Source organism: Sphingobacterium corticibacterium, assembly GCF_004208525.1.
GTDB classification, from domain to species: domain Bacteria; phylum Bacteroidota; class Bacteroidia; order Sphingobacteriales; family Sphingobacteriaceae; genus Sphingobacterium; species Sphingobacterium corticibacterium.
The window spans coordinates 132,912-157,170 of the sequence record NZ_SGIT01000001.1 but is presented as its reverse complement, the minus strand read 5'-3'; the positions used below and the strand labels follow the sequence as shown (position 1 = coordinate 157,170).

Annotated in this window: 24 protein-coding genes and 1 tRNA gene; 16 read left to right on the top strand and 9 right to left on the bottom strand. The window is 39.4% G+C overall.

What is annotated here, in order from left to right:
* Position 1 precedes the first annotated feature (1 nt).
* A complete protein-coding gene (locus EWE74_RS00675) occupies positions 2-1,186 on the top strand; it encodes a tetratricopeptide repeat protein (protein WP_130139622.1) in 1,185 nt (394 codons plus the stop codon).
* A 68-nt stretch (positions 1,187-1,254) separates the two neighbouring features.
* Here the strand turns inward: EWE74_RS00675 and EWE74_RS00670 are convergent, their stop codons facing one another.
* Positions 1,255-1,761, bottom strand: coding sequence for a lipocalin-like domain-containing protein (locus EWE74_RS00670; protein WP_130139621.1), 507 nt, complete (start codon positions 1,759-1,761; stop codon positions 1,255-1,257).
* A gap of 185 nt (positions 1,762-1,946) precedes the next feature.
* On the opposite strand from EWE74_RS00670, the gene EWE74_RS00665 reads away from it, so the two are divergent.
* From EWE74_RS00665 to rplI, 4 genes are all read left to right on the top strand, one after another.
* Positions 1,947-2,819, top strand: a complete 873-nt coding sequence (locus EWE74_RS00665; RefSeq protein ID WP_130139620.1) for a cupin-like domain-containing protein — start codon at positions 1,947-1,949, stop codon at positions 2,817-2,819.
* Between the two features lie 68 nt (positions 2,820-2,887).
* Positions 2,888-3,256, top strand: a complete 369-nt coding sequence (gene rpsF, locus EWE74_RS00660; RefSeq protein ID WP_130139619.1) for a 30S ribosomal protein S6 — start codon at positions 2,888-2,890, stop codon at positions 3,254-3,256.
* Positions 3,256-3,519 carry a 30S ribosomal protein S18 gene (gene rpsR, locus EWE74_RS00655; RefSeq protein WP_105716646.1) on the top strand — a complete coding sequence of 88 codons (264 nt, stop codon included), beginning with the start codon at positions 3,256-3,258 and terminating at the stop codon, positions 3,517-3,519. The genes rpsF and rpsR overlap by 1 nt, the downstream gene beginning before the upstream one ends.
* A gap of 12 nt (positions 3,520-3,531) precedes the next feature.
* The gene (rplI, locus tag EWE74_RS00650) at positions 3,532-3,975 is read left to right on the top strand and encodes a 50S ribosomal protein L9 (RefSeq protein WP_130139618.1); all 444 of its coding nucleotides are present in this window, start codon (positions 3,532-3,534) and stop codon (positions 3,973-3,975) included.
* Positions 3,976-4,035: 60 nt separating this feature from the next.
* On the opposite strand, the gene glmM is transcribed toward rplI, so the two are convergent.
* Positions 4,036-5,418: a phosphoglucosamine mutase gene (gene glmM, locus EWE74_RS00645; protein WP_130139617.1), complete on the bottom strand. Its 1,383-nt coding sequence runs from the start codon at positions 5,416-5,418 to the stop codon at positions 4,036-4,038.
* Positions 5,419-5,621: 203 nt separating this feature from the next.
* Here glmM and EWE74_RS00640 point away from each other — a divergent pair, with 203 nt between their 5' ends.
* The 7 genes from EWE74_RS00640 to EWE74_RS00610 all read left to right on the top strand — a co-directional run bounded on the left by EWE74_RS00640 (position 5,622) and on the right by EWE74_RS00610 (position 12,876).
* Positions 5,622-6,215, top strand: a complete 594-nt coding sequence (locus tag EWE74_RS00640) for a phosphatase PAP2 family protein (RefSeq protein WP_130139616.1) — start codon at positions 5,622-5,624, stop codon at positions 6,213-6,215.
* Complete coding sequence (locus EWE74_RS00635) at positions 6,212-7,078, top strand: ZIP family metal transporter (RefSeq protein WP_130139615.1); 867 nt, start codon at positions 6,212-6,214, stop codon at positions 7,076-7,078. The genes EWE74_RS00640 and EWE74_RS00635 overlap by 4 nt, the downstream gene beginning before the upstream one ends.
* Positions 7,079-7,189: 111 nt before the next feature.
* Positions 7,190-7,426 carry a FeoA family protein gene (locus tag EWE74_RS00630; protein ID WP_130139614.1) on the top strand — a complete coding sequence of 79 codons (237 nt, stop codon included), beginning with the start codon at positions 7,190-7,192 and terminating at the stop codon, positions 7,424-7,426.
* A gap of 1 nt (position 7,427) precedes the next feature.
* Positions 7,428-9,530, top strand: coding sequence for a ferrous iron transport protein B (gene feoB, locus EWE74_RS00625; protein WP_130139613.1), 2,103 nt, complete (start codon positions 7,428-7,430; stop codon positions 9,528-9,530).
* A 6-nt stretch (positions 9,531-9,536) separates the two neighbouring features.
* Positions 9,537-9,689, top strand: a complete 153-nt coding sequence (locus EWE74_RS21515; RefSeq protein WP_206365101.1) for a FeoB-associated Cys-rich membrane protein — start codon at positions 9,537-9,539, stop codon at positions 9,687-9,689.
* Positions 9,690-9,747: 58 nt separating this feature from the next.
* Positions 9,748-11,364: a DUF4139 domain-containing protein gene (locus tag EWE74_RS00615; protein WP_130139612.1), complete on the top strand. Its 1,617-nt coding sequence runs from the start codon at positions 9,748-9,750 to the stop codon at positions 11,362-11,364.
* 81 nt (positions 11,365-11,445) lie between these two features.
* Positions 11,446-12,876, top strand: a complete 1,431-nt coding sequence (locus EWE74_RS00610; RefSeq protein WP_130139611.1) for an amino acid permease — start codon at positions 11,446-11,448, stop codon at positions 12,874-12,876.
* 201 nt (positions 12,877-13,077) lie between these two features.
* Here EWE74_RS00610 and EWE74_RS00605 read toward each other — a convergent pair whose 3' ends face one another.
* Both EWE74_RS00605 and EWE74_RS00600 read right to left on the bottom strand, forming a co-directional pair.
* On the bottom strand, positions 13,078-13,938 hold the full coding sequence (locus tag EWE74_RS00605) for an aminotransferase class IV (RefSeq protein ID WP_130139610.1): 861 nt from the start codon (positions 13,936-13,938) through the stop codon (positions 13,078-13,080).
* 22 nt (positions 13,939-13,960) lie between these two features.
* The gene (locus EWE74_RS00600) at positions 13,961-14,995 is read right to left on the bottom strand and encodes an RluA family pseudouridine synthase (protein WP_130139609.1); all 1,035 of its coding nucleotides are present in this window, start codon (positions 14,993-14,995) and stop codon (positions 13,961-13,963) included.
* Positions 14,996-15,046: 51 nt separating this feature from the next.
* Between EWE74_RS00600 and EWE74_RS00595 the strand changes: the two genes are divergently transcribed.
* Positions 15,047-15,910: a 1-aminocyclopropane-1-carboxylate deaminase/D-cysteine desulfhydrase gene (locus tag EWE74_RS00595; protein ID WP_130139608.1), complete on the top strand. Its 864-nt coding sequence runs from the start codon at positions 15,047-15,049 to the stop codon at positions 15,908-15,910.
* Between the two features lie 108 nt (positions 15,911-16,018).
* Here the strand turns inward: EWE74_RS00595 and EWE74_RS00590 are convergent, their stop codons facing one another.
* Together EWE74_RS00590 and EWE74_RS00585 are read right to left on the bottom strand one after the other, a co-directional pair.
* Entirely contained in the window at positions 16,019-16,657 is a 639-nt protein-coding gene (locus tag EWE74_RS00590; protein ID WP_130139607.1) for a carbohydrate-binding family 9-like protein, read from the bottom strand.
* A gap of 13 nt (positions 16,658-16,670) precedes the next feature.
* A complete protein-coding gene (locus EWE74_RS00585) occupies positions 16,671-17,774 on the bottom strand; it encodes a phosphotransferase enzyme family protein (protein WP_130139606.1) in 1,104 nt (367 codons plus the stop codon).
* A gap of 188 nt (positions 17,775-17,962) precedes the next feature.
* Between EWE74_RS00585 and EWE74_RS00580 the strand changes: the two genes are divergently transcribed.
* Entirely contained in the window at positions 17,963-19,288 is a 1,326-nt protein-coding gene (locus tag EWE74_RS00580) for a hemolysin family protein (RefSeq protein ID WP_130139605.1), read from the top strand.
* On the opposite strand, the gene EWE74_RS00575 is transcribed toward EWE74_RS00580, so the two are convergent.
* Positions 19,285-20,136 (bottom strand): GH25 family lysozyme, encoded by an 852-nt coding sequence (locus tag EWE74_RS00575; protein ID WP_130139604.1) that lies wholly within the window; start codon positions 20,134-20,136, stop codon positions 19,285-19,287. The genes EWE74_RS00580 and EWE74_RS00575 overlap by 4 nt on opposite strands.
* Positions 20,137-20,293: 157 nt before the next feature.
* On the opposite strand from EWE74_RS00575, the gene EWE74_RS00570 reads away from it, so the two are divergent.
* Together EWE74_RS00570 and EWE74_RS00565 are read left to right on the top strand one after the other, a co-directional pair.
* Positions 20,294-20,378: transfer RNA gene (locus tag EWE74_RS00570), tRNA-Ser, on the top strand.
* A 247-nt stretch (positions 20,379-20,625) separates the two neighbouring features.
* Complete coding sequence (locus EWE74_RS00565) at positions 20,626-20,940, top strand: RNA polymerase alpha subunit C-terminal domain-containing protein (protein WP_130139603.1); 315 nt, start codon at positions 20,626-20,628, stop codon at positions 20,938-20,940.
* A 146-nt stretch (positions 20,941-21,086) separates the two neighbouring features.
* On the opposite strand, the gene EWE74_RS00560 is transcribed toward EWE74_RS00565, so the two are convergent.
* Positions 21,087-22,508 (bottom strand): RtcB family protein, encoded by a 1,422-nt coding sequence (locus EWE74_RS00560; protein ID WP_130139602.1) that lies wholly within the window; start codon positions 22,506-22,508, stop codon positions 21,087-21,089.
* Between the two features lie 125 nt (positions 22,509-22,633).
* Positions 22,634-23,728, bottom strand: coding sequence for a slipin family protein (locus tag EWE74_RS00555; RefSeq protein ID WP_130139601.1), 1,095 nt, complete (start codon positions 23,726-23,728; stop codon positions 22,634-22,636).
* Positions 23,729-24,259 lie beyond the last annotated feature (531 nt).

Genomic DNA, 24,259 nt, shown 5'->3' with positions numbered 1-24,259 from the left:
TATGAATTTTAAAAAAGCAATATTATTTTCGCTATTAGTGGTGGCAGGAACTACTGCTTTCGCTCAAAGTGGCAATTTGAGAAAAGCCAAAGCAGGATTGCAGAAATTTCAAGAGTTTAAGGGAAGCGATATCGCTTCGGAGCAATTAGCCCAACTCGGTAAAAAAGATTTGGAAAGTGCTAAAGAAGCTATTGATGCAGCAATTACACATGACAAAACAAAAGAAGATCCCGAAACTTGGACTATTTATGCGTTGGTGTATGCGAATCTGGCTACCGCTGAAAAATCAGCAGAAGCAGCAAAAACAGCAGAAGAAGGTATTCAGAAAGCAACAGAATTGGATACTGATGAGAAGAACAAAGAAAATATTACTGCTGCAGGCCAGATTCTAGGCGAGTATAATTTTGACCAAGGTGCCGATGCATTTAACAGTCAAGATTTTAAAACAGCTTATACCTCGTTCGAACGAGCATTGCATTATCGTCCGGGAGATACAACATTACTTTTCTACTCTGCCCAAGCTGCTATCCAAAATCAGGATTATCCAAACGCCATTAAAAACTTTGAGGAATTAATTCCGCGAAAAGAATTTTCGCAACATAATTCCGTCGTGATAGACTTACCGAAGCTATATCTATCCGCTAAGGATACTACTAAAGCCTTGGAATATGCTGCCATAGCCGCGGCAGAATACCCGGAAGACAACAATGCCGCTGTTCAAAATATAGAGTTGAACCTTATCACGGGCAACGAGGATAAAATAATCAGCGAAATCGAAAATCAAATTGTAAAAGACGCAAACAACAAAACGTTACATTACTATTTAGGTATCGCTTATTCCACCTCAAATAACAACGAAAAGGCTATCGAAGCATACAAAAAGGCTGTAGAAATAGATCCCGATTATTTAGAAGCTAATAAAAACCTTTCCGCAACGATTATCAATCAAGTAGGAAGTCAATTGAATGCGCTTAATGACGATAAAACGTTGTCCAATACCGATTACACGGCAAAAGTAACTGCACTTAAAGAGCAGATTAAAGAAGCTTTACCTTATCTCGAAAAAGTGATTTCGTTAGATCCAAACGATGTTGACGCATTACGAAGCTTAAGAGGTTATTATAGTTTCCTAGAAGATGAGGAGAAATCAGCCGAAACACAAGCTAAAATTGATGCACTACAGTAATAAATATATTGTCTCATACACAACATAAAAAAAGAGCGTTTAAAACGCTCTTTTTTTATGTTGTGTAATTAATTTTTTATTAGACTTATCTCCCGGAGTAAGTGTTTGTCCACAACCTCATCTGCTGAACGATCCATACGCTGCCAAGTCATATATGAGTTTACATAGATACCGTTAGAGAGAATGGGTTCCGTAGATTTGAGGTAAAGCACATCGCCTTCGAAATCTATTTTCCGATGTTGCATTTGGTCTCTCCAATTTGGAAATAATGAACTTTCAATGCAATAGGTGACAACCGCATTTCGATTATCCACTTTGTATTTTCCACAAAAGGCAATATATCCCTGCAAGGAAGAGACCATCTCTTCCTGTGAGGCCATCATTTTGTCGTTACTCTTATAAAGCAGTCGTTCATCTTTGGAGACTTGCACGGCCATATAACCATCGGGTGAGTACATAAGTATTCCATACGGATTCTTTCCCATAGGAAAGAGTGAATCATCTCCTTCTATGGGAACTTCAATATAGGATAAAAGTCTCCAAGTTCCTACTAATTCGTTTTTTATTGATGTCATAATAAATGCTGTAGCACTAGTTTTGTAATATAGTAACGTATTTCTTCCCAACTTAGTTTCCGGGAAGGTTATGTATGATAAAATTTTGACATTTTTTTTGCTACTTTTCCATTATTAAATTTGTCTTTGATGGCGAAGGAGGACAAAATAGATTTATTCAGGGTTTAAACATTAAAAGAAGAGCTATGATTTTATCGGAGATTGATATCGTGGATGATATAAGCAAAGAGGTGTTTCTAGAAAAATACTTCAAGCCTCAAAAACCTGTTCTTATTAAAGAATTTGCTAAAAAATGGGAGGCATATGATAAATGGAATTTAGATTATATATACGAGCAGGCAGGCGAACAAATTGTCGGACTATATGATAACAAACCCGCTGACCCTAATAAAGCAACAGATGAACCCGTCACGCATATGAAAATGCGTGACTACATCCATCTTATCAAAAAACAACCTTCTGATCTGCGGATTTTCTTCTATATCATTACGGATAAGTTACCGGGGTTGCTTCAGAATTTTTCTTATCCGGATTTAGGCTTTAAATATTTTAAACGCATACCGACGCTGTTTTTTGGTGGCAGTGAGGCACGTGTGCTGATGCACTATGATGTCGATCTGGGCGATTTATTGCATTTTCAATTCGAGGGTCGAAAAAGAGTATTATTATTTCCGCCCGAAGAAGCTGCTTTTCTATATAAAGTTCCTCTTTCTGTTCATACTGTTTATAATGTAGATTACGAACATCCTGACTATACACAGTTTCCGGCATTACGTTATGCAAAGGGGTATGAGATTTTTATGGAGCACGGCGATGCACTCTTTATGCCGAGTGGCTACTGGCATTTCAATCGCTATCTGGAGGCTGGTTTCTCCGTTACCCTACGTTCTTTCCCTAGTTCACCAAAAAGGCTTTTTAATATGCTGAACGAGGTGTTTTTCATCCGGTATACCGACAAAATCATGCGAAAACTCTTCAAGCAAAAATGGGTGAATTATAAACAACGAAAAGCTTTTGAGCGAAGTCAGAAAGCATTAGACAAGTATTTGAAAAATTAAAACTTTATCATTATCTTTGCACACTCGTAAAAGTACGAGTATTAATTAAATTAAATTTATTAAACACAATGCAACAGTACGAATCTGTCATTATTCTTACCCCGTTGCTTTCAGAGGATGTAGCGAAAGAAGTTATCGCTAAATTCAAAAACATCCTTACTGAGGGCGGAGCCGAAATTGTCGCTGAAGACAATTGGGGTTTGAAAAAATTAGCGTATCCAATCCAGAAGAAAACTACTGGATTCTATCACCTAACTGAATTCAAGGCTCCGGGTGAATTAATTAAAAAACTAGAGCTTGAGTATAAGCGTGATGAGCGTGTGATGCGTTTCTTAACTATTGCTTTAGACAAACATGCAATAGCTTACAATGAGAAAAAACGTAGCGGTGCATTCAACAAAAAAGCGGAAACTAAAACGGAGGAGGTAGCAAACTAATGGCAAACGAAAACATCCAATACGTAACTGCCCCTAAAGTAGAGGACAACCGTAAGAAATACTGCCGTTTCAAAAAGAACGGTATTAAGTATATCGACTATAAAGACGCAAACTTCTTATTGAAATTTGTAAACGATCAAGGTAAAATTTTACCTCGTCGTCTAACGGGTACATCATTGAAATTCCAACGTAAAGTAGCTCAAGCCGTTAAACGTGCACGTATTATCGGACTATTACCTTACGTAGCTGATTCATTAAAATAAGGAGGAAACGACATGGAAGTTATATTAAAACAAGATATTAAACACCTTGGCGAGAAAGACGACGTCGTAAACGTAAAACCAGGTTACGGTCGCAACTACTTAATTCCTCAAGGATTTGCCATTCTAGCAACACCGTCTGCTAAGAAGGTATTGGCTGAGAACACTAAGCAAGCTCAGTTCAAACAAGAAAAAATAAAGAAAGACGCAGCAGAATTAGCGAACAAATTGGAAAGTATAAAACTTACCATTGGCGCTAAAGCTGGTGAGACTGGAAAAATCTTTGGTAAAGTAAACAGCATCCAAATTGCGGAAGCATTGAAAACACAAGGGTATGAAGTTGATCGTCGTCGCATCACTTTCGAAACGGAGCCTAAAACAATCGGCGAATACGTCGCTAACTTAAACTTACATAAAGAAGTTAAAGTTCAGATTCCATTTGAAGTGGTAGCGGAATAATAAGATTGAATTCTTATAAAAGAAAAAGGAGATAACCATGCGTTATCTCCTTTTTTTATTTTATTTGATGATTTCTTCTATTTCGCGGATAATCTTCTGCGCGATAGCATCCGCAGCTTCTGGTGTAGGCCCTTCCGAATAAATACGGATAATCGGCTCTGTATTCGATTTCCGGAGATGTACCCATTCCTTTTCAAAGTCAATTTTCAACCCGTCGATCGTCGTATATTGCTCTTCTTTATATTTCTCTTCCATTTTTTGCAATAAGGCATCAATATCCAAATCCGGTGTTAACGTAATTTTATTCTTCGACATAAAATATTGTGGCAACTCCGACCGGTAGGTAGACGCCGTTTTCTTCAATTTAGCCAAATGGCTTAAAAACAGTGCAACGCCTACCAGCGCATCACGTCCATAATGGGAGTCTGGATAAATTACTCCTCCGTTACCTTCACCACCAATGACAGCATTTACCGCTTTCATTTTTGTGACCACATTTACTTCTCCTACTGCCGCCGCAAAATATTCACCTCCGTGTTTCACAGTCACATCCCGCAAAGCGCGCGTTGAAGAAAGGTTGGAAACCGTGTTGCCTTTGGTATGCCCTAGAATATAGTCAGCGACAGCCACCAATGTATATTCCTCCCCAAACAATTCTCCATCTTCCATCATAAATACCAAACGGTCCACGTCGGGATCTACAGCAATACCTAAATCTGCATGATGATTCAAGACAGCTTGGGAAAGGTCTACCAAATGTTCTTTCAGCGGTTCAGGATTATGAGGGAACTCCCCATTGGGTTCACAATGGATCTTATAAATGGTTTCTACCCCTAATGCGTTTAGCAAAGCTGGGATAAAAATACCACCTGTACTATTCACCGCATCTACCGCTATCTTAAAACCTGCTTCGCGAATAGACTCTTTATCCACGAGCGGAAGTGCTAAAACAGCGTCGATATGTTTTTGTAGATAACTATCATCTTTTGTTTCCTTACCTAAATCCCCTACTTCGGCAAAATCAAAATTCAGATTCTCCCCTAACGCTAAAACCTCTTTTCCCTCCTGATCATTGATAAATTCTCCTTTGCTATTCAATAGTTTCAGGGCATTCCATTGTCCAGGATTATGGGAGGCTGTTAAAATAATTCCACCAGCAGCCCCTTCCATTGGTACAGCGATTTCAACCGTAGGCGTTGTTGATAAACCCAAATTAACCACATCTGCGCCTATGCCTTGTAAAGTCCCTACTACTAAATTGCTTACCATTTCTCCAGACAAGCGTGCATCACGCCCTACAACAATCCTCCTATTACCTGTCTTCTGCAGAAGGATTTTACCAAATGCTGCTGTAAATTTAACAATGTCAATCGGAGTAAGCCCTTCTCCCGGCTTACCTCCAATTGTACCCCTGATACCTGATATTGATTTTATAAGTGTCATATTTCAAATTTAAAAGCGCTCAATGTAAGCAGTCGTAAAAATAGCTTTATATCCTAAATTTTCTTATAATAAATTATAATAATTTGCTTTTTTAAATTTCAAAACGCTACTTTTGTTGCAACATTGTATCATTTAATGAAAAGGCGACAATGTTACTAATTATTCTTTACTTTTGAAGGATAATTTAAACAAGTACAGAATCTATGTTGAATCAACTCATTCATTTTGACCAAGAGATATTCTTAGTCATTAATCAAGGATTAAGTAATCCTTTTTTTGATTGGTTGCTACCTATTCTACGAAATCCTTACACATGGGCCCCTTTATACCTATTTCTGATTATTTTTTTTATCAAGCATTACGGTAAGATGGGCATATTGATTGTTGCATTTACATTAGCCAATTTTGGCATTTCGGATGCACTGTCTTCCCATGTCATCAAAAAGAATGTTAAGCGTGTACGTCCTTGTAATGATTTGGTTTTTAAAACAGAAGCCAATGTGCGTGTACGTTGTGGTTCCGGATTTAGCTTTACGTCTTCCCATGCCACAAACCATTTTGCCATGGCGTTCTTTTGGATCGTTTTATTCCGCCGACGTTGGAAACATACATTATGGTTATGTATCACGTGGGCCGCACTAATTAGCTTTTCTCAAATATATGTCGGTGTCCACTATCCTTTCGACATTCTTTGTGGGGCTATTCTCGGTATTCTAATCGGTACCGGAATCGGCTATTTATTTAAACGCTTTTTTCCAGATTTTTTCAAAACCAATTCTATTACAGCAACAACATGAGTTCGTCATTAATCGTCAGTATTCTATTTATTTCGGCTTTTTTAAGTGGTTTATCGGTGTTCTTTGTTAAAAGAAACAACACGAATTTACTTAAACTTATCCTCTCCTTTAGTGGCGCTTATTTGTTTAGCATTACCGTGTTGCACTTAATACCTCACGTTTACATCAGCCAAAATACCAGTCCAGAAATAATTGGTTTGTACATATTGGGCGGTTTTCTATTCCAACTGGTATTGGAACAATTTTCTCAAGGTATTGAGCATGGCCATATTCACCATAGTGCGCATCATGCTTTTCCATTGGGTATTATGATAAGTTTATGTTTACATGCTTTTCTGGAGGGCATGCCCTTGGCTGCCGGCCACCAGGCAGAATTGGTTTTCGGTATAGCAATACATCATGTACCCGCTGCTTTTGCTTTGGGCAGCCTGCTCCTTAATACACGACTTTCAAAAACAAAGATAGCCATCTTTCTCCTTCTATTTGCGATAATGACACCGCTAGGTTTTCTGACCAGCAAAGGAATAAGTGAAGGCGAGATTGGAAACATTACCCAATACTTCGATAAGATTATGGCGATTGTCATCGGTATATTTCTGCATATCTCCACTACTATCCTATTCGAATCGGGTTCCGCAGATCATCATAAATTCAATCGGAAGAAAATGATCGCTGTCATATTAGGCGTACTCGTATCGTTAGCCAACTTTCTATTTGATGGACATGACCATCATCATGCACCAGGGCATGAGCATCACGATAACCACAATCACGATCATCATGACCACGACCACGACCATGAGCATGAGCATGAGCATGAGCATGAGCATGAGCATGAGCATGAGCATGAGCATGAGCATTAAAAGTTAATTACCCCTTTAGACCTTAAAATCAGTCTAAATTAACTAACTTTGGTGCATACGTTAGATATTCCGAAATAGGAATATAATTATATCATATTTTAATACGAAAAAATGCAGAAAAGTTTCAGTCTTGATCTATTGGAAGTAGGAGAACGAGCAACTATACAGCAGCTTGATTCGTCGGAACTACCTTCTAAATTTTACGAAATGGGGCTTCTTCCAGGAACTGTGGTAGAAATTAAACATAAGGCCCCATTCCACGGCCCTATTGGTATTCAAATCTCAAATTCCAACCTTTTAATTGCTATCCGTAAATCCGAAGCTTTACACATTTTCGTCGAAAAATAATATGAAGAACCCAATAATAGCCTTTCTAGGAAATCCCAATGTCGGGAAAACTTCGTTATTTAACCGTATTACAAAATTACATCAGCATGTAGGGAACTATCCAGGCATCACAGTTGAAAAAAGAGACGGTTCGGTAAAAGCCAACGGCAAAACGTATCGTATCATTGATTTGCCGGGCACATATACACTTTTTCCTACCTCGATGGATGAAGAAATTGTGTACAACGTTTTAGCGGATAAAGAAAATCCCGCACACCCTGATTTGGTTGTGGTCGTGGCGGAGCCAAATAATATCAAACGATCAATCGTCTTATACCAACAGGCTCGTGAATTAGGTGTTCCTGCCATCTTTGTTGTCAATATGATTGACGAAGCCTATGCCAAAGGGATCGACATTGACTATCAAAAATTAGAAGCTTATCTCCATACCAAGGTTTATACCACCGACGCCCGAAACGGGAAAGGGATAGCGCAACTTATTCAGGCCTTTGACCAGCGTCCGGGTTATTTCCCCGGTCAGTTTGAAGTGGACAGCACTTACAAAATAGCGTTAGAAGAGGCAAAAAAATCTTTTCCGTTACACACCGAGTATCAAACTTGGCAATTTATTGCGCAAGAGCATGTATCTTTCTTGACGAAGGAACAGCGACAAACTTTAATAGATATTCGAGAAAAGCATCAACTCTCCTCCAATATTCTTCAACAGACAGAGGCTATAAAACGTAATACAAAGATCGAGGAAGATTTAAAAACGATTATTCTGCAAAAGGATAATCACCATCTCCATAGAACAAATAAAATTGACAAAGTCTTACTCCATCCTGTATGGGGTTATATTATTTTTTTTCTTCTTTTATTTCTTGTATTCCAACTCGTATTCATTCTATCCGAACCGATTATGGATTGGATAGACGAAAACTTCTCGTCCCTCATCGATTATACTGCTGGCGTATTACCGGAAGGACCGTTATCAGACCTATTAACACAGGGTGTATTAGCGGGGATCGGCGGCATTATTATTTTCGTTCCGCAAATAGCCATCTTATTTCTACTTATTTCCCTGATGGAGGAAACGGGTTATATGAGCCGCGTTGTCTTTTTAATGGATAGGTGGCTTCGTCCTTATGGGTTAAATGGAAAATCGGTTATTCCACTCATGTCAGGTGTAGGGTGTGCGGTTCCTGCTATTATGGCTGCCCGTAACATAGAGAACACAAAAGAACGCCTCGTGACGATGTTGGTTACGCCATTCATGACCTGTGCTGCCCGTCTTCCAATCTACGTCGTTTTAATATCATTGGTTATTCCGAATGAAACATTTTTAGGATTTGGATTACAAGGACTCGTACTGAATCTGCTCTATATCCTCGGCGTGGTAGCAGCGTTATTATCGGCCGCCGTCTTAAATAAAATCATCAAAAATCAGCATAAGTCATTTCTTATCTTCGAATTACCATCCTATAAATCCCCCGATTGGAGAAATGTGGGTATGAATATGTGGGAGAAAACGGCTGGTTTCTTATTTGGTGCGGGGAAGATCATATTGGCGATGGCCGTTATTCTATGGGTACTTGGTAATTTTGGTCCGAATGATAAATTTAGTAATGCCGAAGAATACGTACAGCAAGCCAACCCAACATTAAGTGAAGAAGAATTAGATGAAGAAGTAGCTTCCTTCAGACTGGAACACTCCTTTTTAGGTTACATGGGGATGGGGATCGAACCCTTTGTTAGGCCTTTGGGTTACGACTGGAAAATGGGCATCGGGCTTATCTCTTCATTCGCCGCAAGAGAAGTTTTCGTAGGTACCATGGCTACCGTATATAGTTTGGGGGAAGAAATTGATCCCGATGACGACGAAGAGCGCGAAACGTTGTTAAGTAGAATGCGATCGGAGATCAACAGAAATACTGGCCGCCCTTCTTATAACTTGGCATCAGGGATTTCACTCCTTTTGTTTTATGCTTTCGCCATGCAATGTATGAGTACTATTGCGATCATGAAACGGGAAACAGGTTCCTGGAAGTGGACATTGATACAAACCGTTATGATGACCGGCATAGCTTATATAGTAGCTTTGGTCGCTTATCAACTGCTCAAATAATATATTATGGGAATATGGATTCAATACGCTATCATTGCCCTTGTATTCATCGCGGCACTGGTATTTTTAATAAAACGGTTTGCACCTTCTAAAAAAAAACAGCAGGGTTGCAATAAAGGTTGTGGTTGTTCGATGACAGATGTAGAGAAAAAAAGGTAATTTTTAAATATCTTTATGGAATATAACCGGAAAAATCATCAGTTCTAAAACGATTCATATGATGACAAAAAGCAGTTTATTATTTTCTATAGGCTTGGTTTTAGTCAACCTATCCTTTGCGCAAAAAGCTATTATACAAAAAGCGGAATTAAAAAATGTAACGGTCTTTACGAATGCAGCGGAATTAAATCATACTGCTAATATCAATCTTCCTACAGGTAGCAGCGAAATCGTCTTCACACATGTCGCCAACAGCATCGACGAAAATAGCATACAGATTGGTACGGGTTCACAAGTGACCATCCTATCCGTGCGACCAGCATTGAATTACATGGATGCGGATGTAAAAACGACAGCTTATAGCCAAGTTGAGAATGAATACAAACGGGCGTTAACCGCATTAAAACAATTACAAAACCAAAAAGCTACAGAAGAAAGTCTGCTGAAACTATTGGAGCAAAACCAAAAGATTTCAGGCGACAATAGTAGTACGACCGTAGCTGAATTGACGAAGATGGCGGAGTTCTACAAGCCAAAATACCTGGAAGTGAAGAATAACATCACCGCATTGGAGGAAAAAATAGCAGAGCAGCAGGATGTTGTAGATAAAGCAAAGGTTCAATTTGATGAGGTCAAGGGACAAACTTCTGGTTCGGGTGGTCAACTGATTGTACAGATTATGAATAAACAAACGGGTAACCAACCGTTTACTATTTCTTATTTGACGAGACAAGCAAACTGGAACGCCTCTTACGAATTACGTACCGAAAATACCGCATCACCGTTGCAAATTGTGTATAAAGCAAATGTTTCCCAACAAACAGGTGTTGATTGGCAACAAGTCAATCTGCGGCTTTCTACATCAAATCCCTCACAAGGCGGTGTAGCACCTACCCTTTCGCCTTGGCATTTGTATTATTACGAGATAAGTGGACAAAATATGTTAGACGAAGTCGTCACCGTTGCAAATGGAAGCACCAGAAAATTAAACATAGTGGGTGCAGCTAGACAAGAGGCAGCCGCAGCTCCCCAAGCATTGAATGACTATGTGCAGCAAGTCGAAAACCAACTTAATACGACTTTTGATATCGACATTCCCTACACCATAGTCTCCAACGGAAAACAACATGCTGTTAGCCTTAAAGAATATACGCATCCTGCGAGCTATCAATATTATGTTGCTCCGCGTATCAACCAAGAGGTGTTTTTATTGGCAGAGATGACGGACTATGAAAAATTGAATCTCATTCCCGGACAGGCAAACGTCATGTTTGAAAATATGTTGGTTGGAAAAACATACATTAATCCAATCGACGCTACAGACACCTTAAAACTGAGTTTAGGAAGAGATAAGATGATTTCCGTTAAACGAGAAAAAATCAATGACCTTTCTTCGTCTAGATTGATAGGAAATAGCCGAACACAAACGACGATCTATGAAATAACCATTAAAAATAATAAGAAATCGGCCGTTAGTCTAACACTACAAGAGCAATATCCATTATCGACAGATAAATCAATGGACATCACACTCGAAGAATCCAATGGCGGAGAGGTAAATAGAGAGACCGGTATCGTCACGTGGAAATTAAATATTCCAGCCGGAGGGACACAAAAACTAAAATTCGGTTATTCGGTCAAGCATCCGAAAGACAAACGAGTGAATCTGTTTTAGATATAGATTAAATGTAATAAAGCCGCTGTATTATTAGCGGTTTTATTATTTTTACACAACAATAAACTTGATAATAGCATATTGAAAACAAATACTCCGGAAGATAACAAACAGCTTAAGCGTGGGCTCAGCAACAGACATATCCAGTTAATAGCCCTAGGAGGTGCTATTGGCACAGGTCTTTTTTTAGGGGTAGGACAAGCGGCAGTTTTAGCGGGTCCTTCGGTTATACTCGGTTATGCCATTGCGGGAATCATCGCTTTTTTTATTATGCGGCAATTGGGCGAGATGGTGGTGCATGAACCCGTTTCAGGTAGTTTCAGTTATTTTGCTAATAAATATTGGGGTTCCTTTGCCGGATACGCCTCGGGCTGGAACTATTGGGTTTTGTATTTATTAGTTAGTATGGCTGAGCTGACAGCTATCGGCCACTATGTGCAATTTTGGTGGCCGGAGATCCCACTATGGGTATCCAGCTTGTTTTTCTTTATGGTGATCAACGTCCTTAATCTGGCTTCCGTAAAAGTATACGGTGAAACGGAATTCTGGTTTTCCATTATCAAAGTAGTGGCTATTATTGCGATGATTATTTTTGGTTGCTATCTATTGCTAAGTGGAAAAGGTGGAGAACAAGCGACGGTACAAAACTTGACGAATGATGGCGGTTTCTTTCCAAAAGGCTGGTTGTCCAGCAATGAAAGCGGTGCTTACCAAGGGCTTTTAGCAGCATTGGTCATGATTATGTTTTCTTTTGGCGGATTGGAGTTAGTAGGCATCACCGCTGCCGAGGCTGAAAATCCAGAAAAGAACATACCGAAAGCTACAAATCAAGTATTATGGCGTATCCTCATTTTTTATATTGGATCGTTGTTAGTGCTGTTTTCGCTCATGCCTTGGCGTAACATTACGCCCGAAACAAGTCCTTTTGTAGAAGTATTTGCCAGTTTAAAAGGCTTACAGTTCGAATTTTTCGACACTACCTATTATTTCACCAATATCATCGCCAATGCGTTGAATATTATTGTGCTTACAGCGGCGCTATCTGTATACAATAGTTGTGTATATAGTAATTCGCGTATGCTCTTTGGTCTGGCCGAACAAGGTAACGCACCTAAGCTTCTGACGAAGCTGAATAAACACCATTCTCCCGTTAACGCCATTTTAGTTTCCGCAGGACTTGTTGCGATATGTATCGTCATCAATAAAATAATGCCAGAACGCGCACTGGAAGTGTTAATGAGTTTAGTCGTGTCTTCCCTCGTCATCAACTGGATTATGATATGCTTAACCCATATTTTCTTCAAAAGAAAGATAACCGAACGGTTGGAAACCTCATCGTTTCCTACACTTCTATACCCTATCAGCAACTATATATGTCTTTTATTCCTGTCGGGTGTGCTGGTCATGATGTGGTTTACAGGGTTGAAGATTTCCGTTGAATTAATTCCCATCTGGCTGATATTACTATATATTACCTACCGATTGGTGCAACATAACAAGAACAAAAAATAACAGTACGCTGTGAAAGCGCTTCACGATTTTCAACAGATATAGCGTGCTTTTTAAAAAGTACCTAAGCACTTCACAAAAAATGCATATACGTTTTGTCAAAAATGCATATGCAATCTAATAAAAACGCATATGCATTTTCACTAAATTGCATATGCGTTTTTTTTATATCACCTTATATATTGATCAAATGCTAGTTATCGTTTAACTTTCACTTGCTTCCTCTCCCCAAGTTTGCAGTTTCTCCTGAAGGATTCGGGAGATTTTATTAAAGTAGCGCTTCTGCTTGTAGCCCATCACCCATTGCACACCTTGAACCGCATTTGTACAGAATATCTCGTCTGCTTCTTTCATGATTTCCGGGCTTATTTGGGCTTCCACTACGGAAATACCTTCATGTGCTGCCATTTCCATGACGACACGTCGCATTACGCCTTCCACACATCCTTCTGTTAACGCAGGTGTGTACAGTGTCTTATCATAGTATATAAAGATATTGGAGATTAAGCCCTCACATAGATTCCCCTCTTGATTCAAAATGAACACTTCATCGAAAGCAAATTTCTTTTTATATAAACCTGCCATCACATAAATCAAAGCATTATTTGATTTAAGATGCGACAAGTCACTATAGGGCTTTTTAAAATCGGTATACAAATCGACGATAAGTCCTAATTTTTTATCCCGTACTACAGGAGGTATCCTCGAGACTTGAATAACATATACAGGTTTATTGGTTTCGGGTGCATATGTTCCGCCACCTGCACGGAAAATGACCAACCGCACGCGTACCTGTTGTCCAAGCATATTATTCTTTCTGATCAGCTCTTCGGTTTTAGAACGGATAAAAAAAGCATCAAATTTGGTAGATTCCTCCAATTGCAATGTCTGCATACCCTGTTGTAAACGCTTTATATGGAGATCTAAAAACCTGAGATCGCCATCTTTCCAAAGCATGGTTTCAAACAGCCCATCCCCGTATCGCAGCGCCCTGTTATCGATTGTTGCGATGTGTTGATTTTCGGCAAGAAGCTGCCCATCGAAGTTGATATATTGTAAAGACATAAAAATTTTTCTCTATTAAAACTTATCGGTCCGCCACCGTAATATAAGAACGCCATTTTTCTAAAACAGCCTGAAAATCGGGAGGAAGAGGCACCTCAAAATACATCGATTCTTTGTTGCGAGGATGAACAAAACCCAAAGATTCCGCATGTAATGCCTGCCGAGGCAACAACTCAAAACAGTTGTTTATAAATTGCTTATATTTATTAAACACCGTACCTTTTAAAATCTTATCTCCACCGTAGGATTCATCCGCGAACAACGGATGCCCAATAGACTTTAGATGTGCTCGGATTTGGTGAGTACGTCCTGTTTCCAACTCACACGCTAGCAAAGTGACATACCCTAAGCGCTCCAATACCTTATAGTGCGTAACAGACCATTTACCCTTTTCAGGATCATCGTATAATTCCATTATCCGGCGATCTTTAGCATTCCTCCCAATATAGCCAGATACGGTACCATCCTCCGCGATATCTCCCCAAACTAACGCTAGGTATTTTCGATTTATTGTATGATCAAAGAACTGTTTTGCTAAAAAGGTCATCGCCCATTCATTTTTAGCAATCACCAACAAGCCCGAAGTATCTTTATCAATCCGATGTACTAATCCGGGACGTCCAGTATTGCCAGGCAAGGTAGGCAATTGGCTTAGGTGATATGTTAATGCATTGACGAGTGTACCGTTATAGTTGTTATAACCGGGATGGACAACCATACCTGCTTCCTTATTTACCAGTAAAAGGTCATCGTCCTCATAAATAATATCTAAGGGTATATTTTCGGGATAAACTTCGGTATCACGAGGTGGATCTGGCAAAACCATCGTGACCACGTCCAAAGGCTTTACTTTATAACTCGCTTTTGCCAATTTCCCGTTTACAAAGACGGTCTCGGCGTCGATGGCATTTTGAATACGGCTTCGGGAGGTATTCTCCACCCTGTTCATCAAGAACTTATCCAACCGCAACAGCGCTTGCCCTTTATCGGCTTCAATCCGATAATGTTCAAAAAGCTCCCGCTCGTCCTGCTCATGTATATCTAAATCTTCTGCCATCACGCAAAAGTATCGAAATCCTTTAAAATCTACTAACTTTGGCAAAAGTATATGTTGGATTTTGATTTTTACAGCCCCGAAGAAGAGATTGTCCTTCCGTTTTATGAAGAACACGGTATTCGCGTATTCGTTAAACGAGATGACCTTATACATCCCTATATATCCGGTAATAAGTGGCGGAAACTGAAATATCCGTTAGAAGAGGCCCTTCTAACGAACAAAAAAATACTGGTCACATTCGGAGGTGCCTGGTCCAACCACTTGTTGGCAACAGCTTGTGCCGGAGCCAAATTCCGGTTTCAAACCGTAGGTTTCGTACGTGGAGAAGGAGTACAAAATCCGGTTTTGGCACTCTGTAAACTCTTCGGAATGCAGCTGCACTTTGTCGACCGTGAAAGCTACAGAAATAAGCCGGCTTTGTTTGAAAAACATTTTGGTCATCGGGATAATGCGTATTTCATCGATGAGGGTGGTTATGGCGAAAAGGGAGCTTGGGGAGTAAAGGATTTATTGGAAGAGATAAAGGGCGTATACGACCACTGTTTTTGTGCCTGCGGCACAGGCACAACCTTGGCCGGGCTGGCATTGGGGAATAGTGCTATGCAATTACACGGCGTACCTGTATTGAAAGGTGGTGAATTTATCTACGAAGAGCTAAGAAAACTACACGCAGATCCTCTTCAAGTTACCCTGCATTTGGACTATCATTTAGGAGGTTATGCAAAGAGCAATGCTGAACTGCAAGCCTTTATCCAGACTTTCTGCCAGCAAACGGGTATCATGATAGAACCTACCTATACCGGCAAGCTCTATTATGCTTTACATGATTTGATTGCGAAAGATTACTTTGTTAAAGGCTCGAAAATCTTGACCATTCATACCGGAGGATTAACCGGTCTTTTAGGGTATTTGTAGAAGAAGAACATATAAAAGAACTATTCATCCTGTTCTATTTTTACAATTTTAGACTTACGTTTCTTTTCAACTTTGCTATCGCAGCTTTAAATAATTCAAATTAACCTTCTATTGGAATTGTATTTCTCCAAAAAAGTCCGGTAAATGGAAATTTGGTGTGGCGTGCTCTATTTTATTCCAGGAGAGAAAATGTGGGGTCGGCAGACCATCACCGCATTTGTAAAAATTACCGTGTGCGGTAATCCCCCCTAAGCACTCGATTTTATCGTTTACAAATACATCCGTTGGAATCACCAGTATAATATTCCATTTTTTCCTTCCACCTGCATTGACAACTGTTGTAGTTGACTGAATTTTTGCGATTACCTCCGGATCAAGGCGTGTCCTTTCCTTCTTTATTCGAGAACCCACTCCTATCAGTCCTGTTCCTAATATATTGAACTCGATGTTGTAATAACTCACGTTTCCGTCAAAAGAAACAAAAAACTCTACACAGCTATCTTCCCATACAGCTTCATTAATACGAACATATTGTGCCTTCAAAAATTCCTCCTGGACGCTATAGTGGATAAATATCCGTTGATTATCGTGTGCCACTTGAAAATATACTTCTGGTTTATATGGGAACTCCTCCCAATTTACCTGCATTATAGGTTGCCATGGCAATCCCTTCATTTGTTGGCTTAGGGCATCGTATGTAAAGTTGTCCAATGCTATCTGGCGGTAAGGTATATGTAAACTAGACATCCGTTTTTAATTTTTATACATGAACACTTTCTTCCAAGATAGTAGTAAGCTCCTCTTGATACAATTCCATTTCTTGCACTAATTTAAGCTGTGCTCTCGTCCTAACCAAATTATGTGTAGGATAATGTATCTTATAATAGGTATCTCCATTTAAATAATCCGTCAGAAAACGAACCGCCTGCATAAAAGGCAGCAAAAATACGCCATGGAGTAACGATGTCATCTCCTTTTCCGTTAAAAAAACGCTGGCTTCGCTCATATATCCTTGCGCATAGGCTCTAAATAACGGAATATTCAATATTATTTTCGACGTATCCGGTTCATCCTCTGCTGCCGAATTGATAATGGTGCGAATAGCGTCCCCAAAATCGTAGGCTACATACCCCGGCATTACGGTATCTAAATCAATTACACACTGTACACGATCATGTTCATCCAGCAAAACATTATTGAATTTCGTATCGTTATGCGTAATACGTAAAGGCAAATCCCCATTGTTCCCCATCCATAAAATGGTACGCATCCGTTCTTCCCGCTGCAATATATAATGCAGTATATCTTGTACTTCTTCGACACGACCTGCAACATTATCTTTTATAGCGTTACGCAAATTACCCATCCGGAAATCGATGTTATGAAAATTAGGTAAGATCTCCACCAATTTGCCTGGCTCAAGATCGGATAGCTGTTTTTGAAACTCACCAAACGCCTTTCCTCCCGCATATGCTTGTGCTTCTGTTTCTACAATATCGTAACTTTTAGTTCCTTCCAACAAGATAAGCATCCGCCAAAAGCAATCGCTTTCATCTTGATAATACCATTTCCCCTCGTCGGTCGGTATTAGTGTTAACGTGGATTTCTCTACTTTTTCTCGCCCGAGATGTGCTAATTTCTGTTTCAGATGGTGCAACACGACTCGGGTATTTTCCATCAATCCTGCTACATCCGTAAAAACCTGATCATTAATTCGCTGAAACAGATAACTTCGAACAGCTGTTTTCACCCGGTAAGTATCATTGATATGCCCTGATCCAAAACGTTCAATATACATGATATCTCCTTCTATATCAAAATGAGATGCAGCGCTTAAAATATTATTATTATTTAATTCAGACATTGGAAATTTAAAAAATTTAACATAAAAAATGTTAAACGTTGGCAATATCTATAAATAAATCAATAAATAAAAGCTTGGTATCAAAGCAAACGTTTGCTCTTTTTCGAAATATCGCATTTCCTGATTTTTTTCGCTAGAATATACAACGCTGGAAAAGAATTCGTATTTTAGAGCATAAAACAAGCTTTATGCTGACAGAGATTATTATTATAATAGTGTTAATTATATTTAATGGAATATTATCTGCTTCCGAAATTGCAATTGTATCAAGTCGAAAGGCCCGCCTTCAGGCGGCGGCAGATAAAAATAACAGGTCTGCCCAAGTAGCTTTAAATTTAAAAGAAAATCCCAATCAGTTTTTATCTACTATCCAGATTGGAATTACCCTAATCGGTATCCTTACCGGTTTTTTTAGTGGTGGAACTATTTCGACCCACCTCGCCACCGTATTTAACCAAATAGCGTTTCTGGCCCCCTATAGCCAACAGGTAGCCATCGTTGTGGTGGTGCTTGCTATCACGTATCTTTCGCTCGTTATTGGTGAACTTGTTCCTAAGCGTATAGGAATGGCCATTCCGGAGAAATACGCCTCCATTATCGCCACACCGATGCTATTTTTGAGTAAATTCGTTAAACCCTTTGTTTGGCTATTAAGTATTTCAACAGACGCTCTTGTTCGGTTATTGAATATCAGGGTTTCGAAGAATACCGTTACAGAAGAGGAAATCAAAGCATTGGTTGACGAAGGCGTAACCAGCGGTGTCATTGAGAATTTCGAACATGATTTTGTAGATCGTTTACTCGTGTTGGGTGATAAACGCGCCATTAACCTCATGGTACACCGTTCCGATATTGATTGTCTGGATCTGCAAAATACTTTTGAAGACAATAAGAATATTATCCGACAGTCTGAACATACCGAATTCCCGGTGGTAGATGGTAGTTTCGACCAAGTAAAAGGTATTATCCATGTCAAAACTTTTCTAAAAAAATATATCGACAATAAGCCTATAGACTTGCGGGCACTGGTAAAACCCATTCCATTTGTTAACGAAAATACATCAGCTTATAACATTCTAAACACGCTAAGGAGCGGCAAAGCACAATTAGCCGTCGTGATTGACGAATATGGTATTCCGCAGGGCATTGTGTCTATAAAAGACATTGTACGTCAGCTTTTCGGCGACATGAATAACGGAGAAGAACGTTCAGATAGCACTATCCGCAAACGCGAAGACGGCTCCTATATTATTGATGGCAGAACACAGCTGGATGATTTTTTGGATTTTTTCCAAATCGAGTTAAGCGAAGAAGAGGAAGATGATATCTCTAACATCACTACTTTAGGCGGATTGGTATTCCTTACCTTAGATCATGTGCCGGAAGAAGGAGAATTTATCCACTTTAAAGACTATAAACTGGAAGTCATTGATATGGACGGCCACCGAATAGACAAGGTTCTCGTGAATATTCCTTCTATTTTAACAAACCACATCAACGAAAACGAGGATTAATAAGGAAGAGTTAGTTCTTCTAACTCTTCGATACTCCCCTTAAACATGTTCAAGTCTACATAGCCTTTTATGCCCCGTACGTAGCCGCGTTCGGAGAATTGCCAAAAGTCCCAATGTTTTTTGGGCTTATTCACCCAAAAATTATAATTCGCTATCCACAACACATAATCCGAAAATTCCTTTTCTAAAAAATCTGTGAAATAGCTATCTCCGGAATAGATAATGGGTTGGATTCCGTAATGTTTTTCTACCGCATTCAGCCACCTCTTTAATCCCACTTTTAGGGAATCCATCGGTTGTTTTCGAGGACGCTCCTCAATATCCAAAACGGGGGGCATATCGCCGGGTCTCAGTTTGACGACGCTGATAAAGTTACGTGCCTGGCGAATGGAGTTTTCATTTGGCCGGAAATAGTGATAAGCACCTCGTAATTTTGTTCTACTTTGCGCTGCTTTCCAGTTCACTGCGAAACATTTATCCGTTGCCTTCTCTCCCATTGTGGCACGAATAAACACAAAGTCGATCGGTATTTGATCATATATGGTATTGATATCTATCCAACTAATATCGCCTTGGTATTGGGATATATCGATACCATACACATAGCTATCATGGTCTTCCATCAACTTCCTATTGCGTTTTTCATGTTCGCTGGTTGTATGCGTGTCCGGCGATTCCTCCGGTAAAACCCAGCTTTTTAATGTATAAGAAAAATCCGTTCTATAATATAAAAGGGCAAAGCCAATCAATATACATAGTGGCACAACTATGCTCCAAATTAAATATTTCTTACGTTCCGCATCATTTGCTTTAGCTCCCCTTCTAACAGGTTTCTTATATTTTGCCATATTTCGCAGTGAAAATAGTAGATTTATTTTTCATTGGCAAACGGAAATATCCCTATAGAGATACGCCTAAAAAAATAATCCACCTCATTTTCAAGGAGTAATATACGAAGGTTAAAATAAGTTTCGCGAAGCGGCTTGGAATTTCTACTTTTGTCGCGGAGAGTTGGCAGAGTGGTCGAATGCGGCGGTCTTGAAAACCGTTAACTGTCACAGGTTCGGGGGTTCGAATCCCTCACTCTCCGCGTAGCTTCAATCAAAAGATTGGAGCTTTTTTATTTCTAGAGCTTTTCTATAAACACCACCCGACGGATGAGAACAGAAGGGTTTAGAAGGATTCGATTCGAGAAGGGACAAGATACCTTCAATAAGATTTTTATTTCTTGTCCTATGAAAAGCAAATAAAAAAAAGATATTCTTTAATTTGTTATTGGTTTTTCCACAAAAAAGAGTTTGAAGCAAGGCAAAAAAGTCAAATGGAACATCTAAAAAATGGCAACACCTAAAACACTCCGAACCTGTAAACAAGGACACAAATACTACAAAAGTAGCGACTGCCCTACTTGCCCTATTTGTGAAAAAATGAAAGAGCCGGCATTGGGTTTCCTTGCTTTATTGAGTAACCCTGCGAAAAATGCTTTGTTACATTATGGTATTGATACTATTGAAAAATTAGCAAATCATACAGAAAAAGAAATTCTCGCATTGCACGGTATCGGAAAAGCTTCTTTACCTGTCTTCCAAAAAGCATTGGAAGAAGCAGGATTACGTTTTAAATCCAATAAAACTAATACAAATACTTTGTAACAAATCGTTTAGCAATAAATTATATTAGTTTGCTCATTTTCAGATAACCGACTTCCAATTCATCCTCTGAAAGCAATCCTCATCAATAAAAATAAACCATATCGACGAAAAACCTATAGATTTCGTATTATTTTTAGCGATCGCTGTTAATCCTCTCTAGAACCGTCATCTGCCATACGCACAATTTTCGGCAAAAAAGTTGCTACAACATCCACTAAGTCTGCTTGTGCTGCCATGACAGTATGAATATCTTTATACGCCATCGGAGCTTCGTCCATTCCTGCACCAAGCAATGTAATACCATTATCTTCCAGCATTGCTCTTAGATCTGTTGATGACAATGTTTTAATGGCCTGTGTACGGCTCATCAAACGCCCTGCACCATGCGATGCCGAGTTAATGGCAGATTCCTCTCCTTTTCCACGTACCAAAAAGCCCGGTGTAGCCATAGAACCTGGAATGATCCCCATTACATCTTTGCTTGCCGGTGTGGCTCCTTTACGATGAACGATTACTTCTTCACCATTAAATTGCTCCTTCCACGCAAAATTATGGTGATTTTCTACTTTAGCCAGCAATTCAGCCCTCAGGGCTATTTTAATTTTATCATGGATGACTTGATGGCAAGCGGAAGCATAATCACCCGCCAAATTCATCGCCAACCAGTATTCTTGACCCTCGGCGGTATCCAAATCTAAATAGGCTAAGTTTTGAGCTTCATAAGGAAGTTTACATAGTTCCTTCGCCAATTTTGTATAGTGTGCCGCAATCGTCGCGCCTAATCCTCGAGAACCCGAATGTGTCAGTAATGCTAAGTATTTACCTTTTTCCACACCCAATACCTCGTCTGCTTTGGTAAACTCCATCACCCCAAATTCCACAAAGTGATTTCCTCCGCCGGAAGATCCCAACTGTGTCCAGGCCTTATCCTTTAACACACGGATAAAATCATGCGTTTCAAACAACGAGTTCTCTAAAACTTCATGATCTACCCTTTCATGTTTCAAGTAACCATGTCCTGCACCAAAACGTGTTTTTTGCATTAAAATGTCTTTCAGCTTATCGGAATGATCTTCCAGATAGGAAGCCGGCAAATCAAACACAGACAACGCCATTCGACATCCAATATCTACCCCTACCCCGTAAGGAATAACAGCATTTTTTGTTGCCAATACGCCTCCTATCGGCAAACCATAACCTTGATGTGCATCCGGCATCAATGCCCCTGCCACAGTAACCGGCAGCTTCATTGCTACATTCATTTGCTTTTTAGCACCGTCCTCAATGTTTTCTTCTCCGTATACTATATAAGCATCGGGTTGTTCTTTCAAAGAAATCGTTTCTTTTTCGATGATGTCAATTTTCAATAAAATCTCAGCCAGTGGTTTAAAAACAGCATCCTCTATATACAATTCCGGATTTTCGAGCACATTCTTGAAGTTAACCAACATTTGTTCTCGCGTAAAACCTAATCTCTTTTTGTTAATTTTCAATGCAACACCCATTGCATGATTTTCTTTATATCCCAAAGCAATCAAATCATTGCCATTAATTCTTTTGTTTTCCATTTTTCTTATTGTTATCGTGTAATCTCATTAATGTATCAAGACACACCTATTATCATACCATTTCCTAAAGCAAGGAGTAACAAGCCTCTTTCCGTTACCCCTTGCACCTCTTTATTAATTAACGTTTATTTCAAAAACAATTGTTTCAACTGATCGACGATTTGTCCGTTGCCGGATACGGAAATATTATTAATTTTCTCCGCGATCTTCTCCACATATTCCATTTCCTTCAATTTGAATAACATGGCATTTTCTTCCATCAGCTTTGCAGTATTCAACAAACTTCTGGTCGAGGCTGTTTCCTCCCGACGTGTAATGATATTGGCCTGTGCCCGTTTTTCAGCAATCAATACCTGATTCATAATGTCGCGCACATCACCTGGCAGGATAATGTCCTTCACACCGCAATTCCACATCACTAAACCCAATGCTTTCACATCTTCAGCAGTAACCTCAATGACGTATCTGGATATTTCGGATTTGTTTTCCATCAATTCATCCAATGTCATTTGACCGATATACCTACGCAACACCAATTGCATCAACGTATACAATTGCTTTTCGTAATCTTTATTTTCCAACAATGCTTTCACGATGTCATTCACTTGATATTGCACAGAAAAATTGACACGGATTTGTGCTTTATCTTTTGTTAGGATTTCCTGTCCGGAAACCTCCAAGGTCACCACCCGCATATCTGCTTTGCTTACGGAAATAGTGGTCGCATTTTTCCACCAATAGTACGTTCCGGCGTTCAATACCTTTACAAAGATTCCATCCACAAACAACAATCCTTTCTCGGACGGTTCCAATTTGTATTGACGCACATAATACGCTAATGTTTGCTTCTCCAACAATTCTCGGCTCACCGCAGGTGATATTTCTATCGTTGAAATATCCTCCATTTGGAAACGGTAATTTTGTAGACCTTTCCAGTATATATGACGACCCGCAGGCAATACTTTGTTAAAATTGTTATTGACATACATGATGCACAAGGCGTTATCTGCTACTTCTACTATCTCCACGAAATCCTTGAAACCCTCTACCAGCAACAACACATCAATATCGTGCGGTGCCTGGAAAGCTTTAGACATATCGTAGATTTCTATTTTTTCTCCAAATCCCAACCAGTATTTACCGGCCGTTAATACACGTATCACCGCGTTTTTTTTAACAACCAAACCGACTTGATTTACATTTACTGTTATTTTTTTCATGATTTCTATTATTTTGTTTTACAGTATTTACTTTTTCAAATAAGCTCTCCGTGTTTCGTTCATTGTTTCCCAACGGAACTTAAAAGGAATGGTTTGTTTGTAAAGACATATCCAGCAATGTCTTACATCTGGATTTTTGACTTTACCTCCCAAGACATTTGTTTTAAATTGCGAAGTAAGGTTACAATTGTCGCTTCCTGCCTCTCGTGCTAAGTCTATCGAGGTATCTCCATTAACTAAAAGACGAAAAACAACAGGCAACCGAACAAAAGACGAAAAGCTTAAAACGTGACTTTTTGAAAGAAAGCCTAAACTTAACCAATGGAACTTTCGTTCCTCCAACCGATGGACTCATGTGATGGATGAGCGAGGGATTCGAACCCTCCTAAGTAGCTATGCTCTACCTTTTGAGCTATCTCGATAAATCGAGAGTAGGATTCGAACCTACGACCCTAGCAATCTGCACCTCAAGACTATCCATTTTGTCAGCATATTGAATTCTACTGAACCAACACTATCCTGCTATACCGA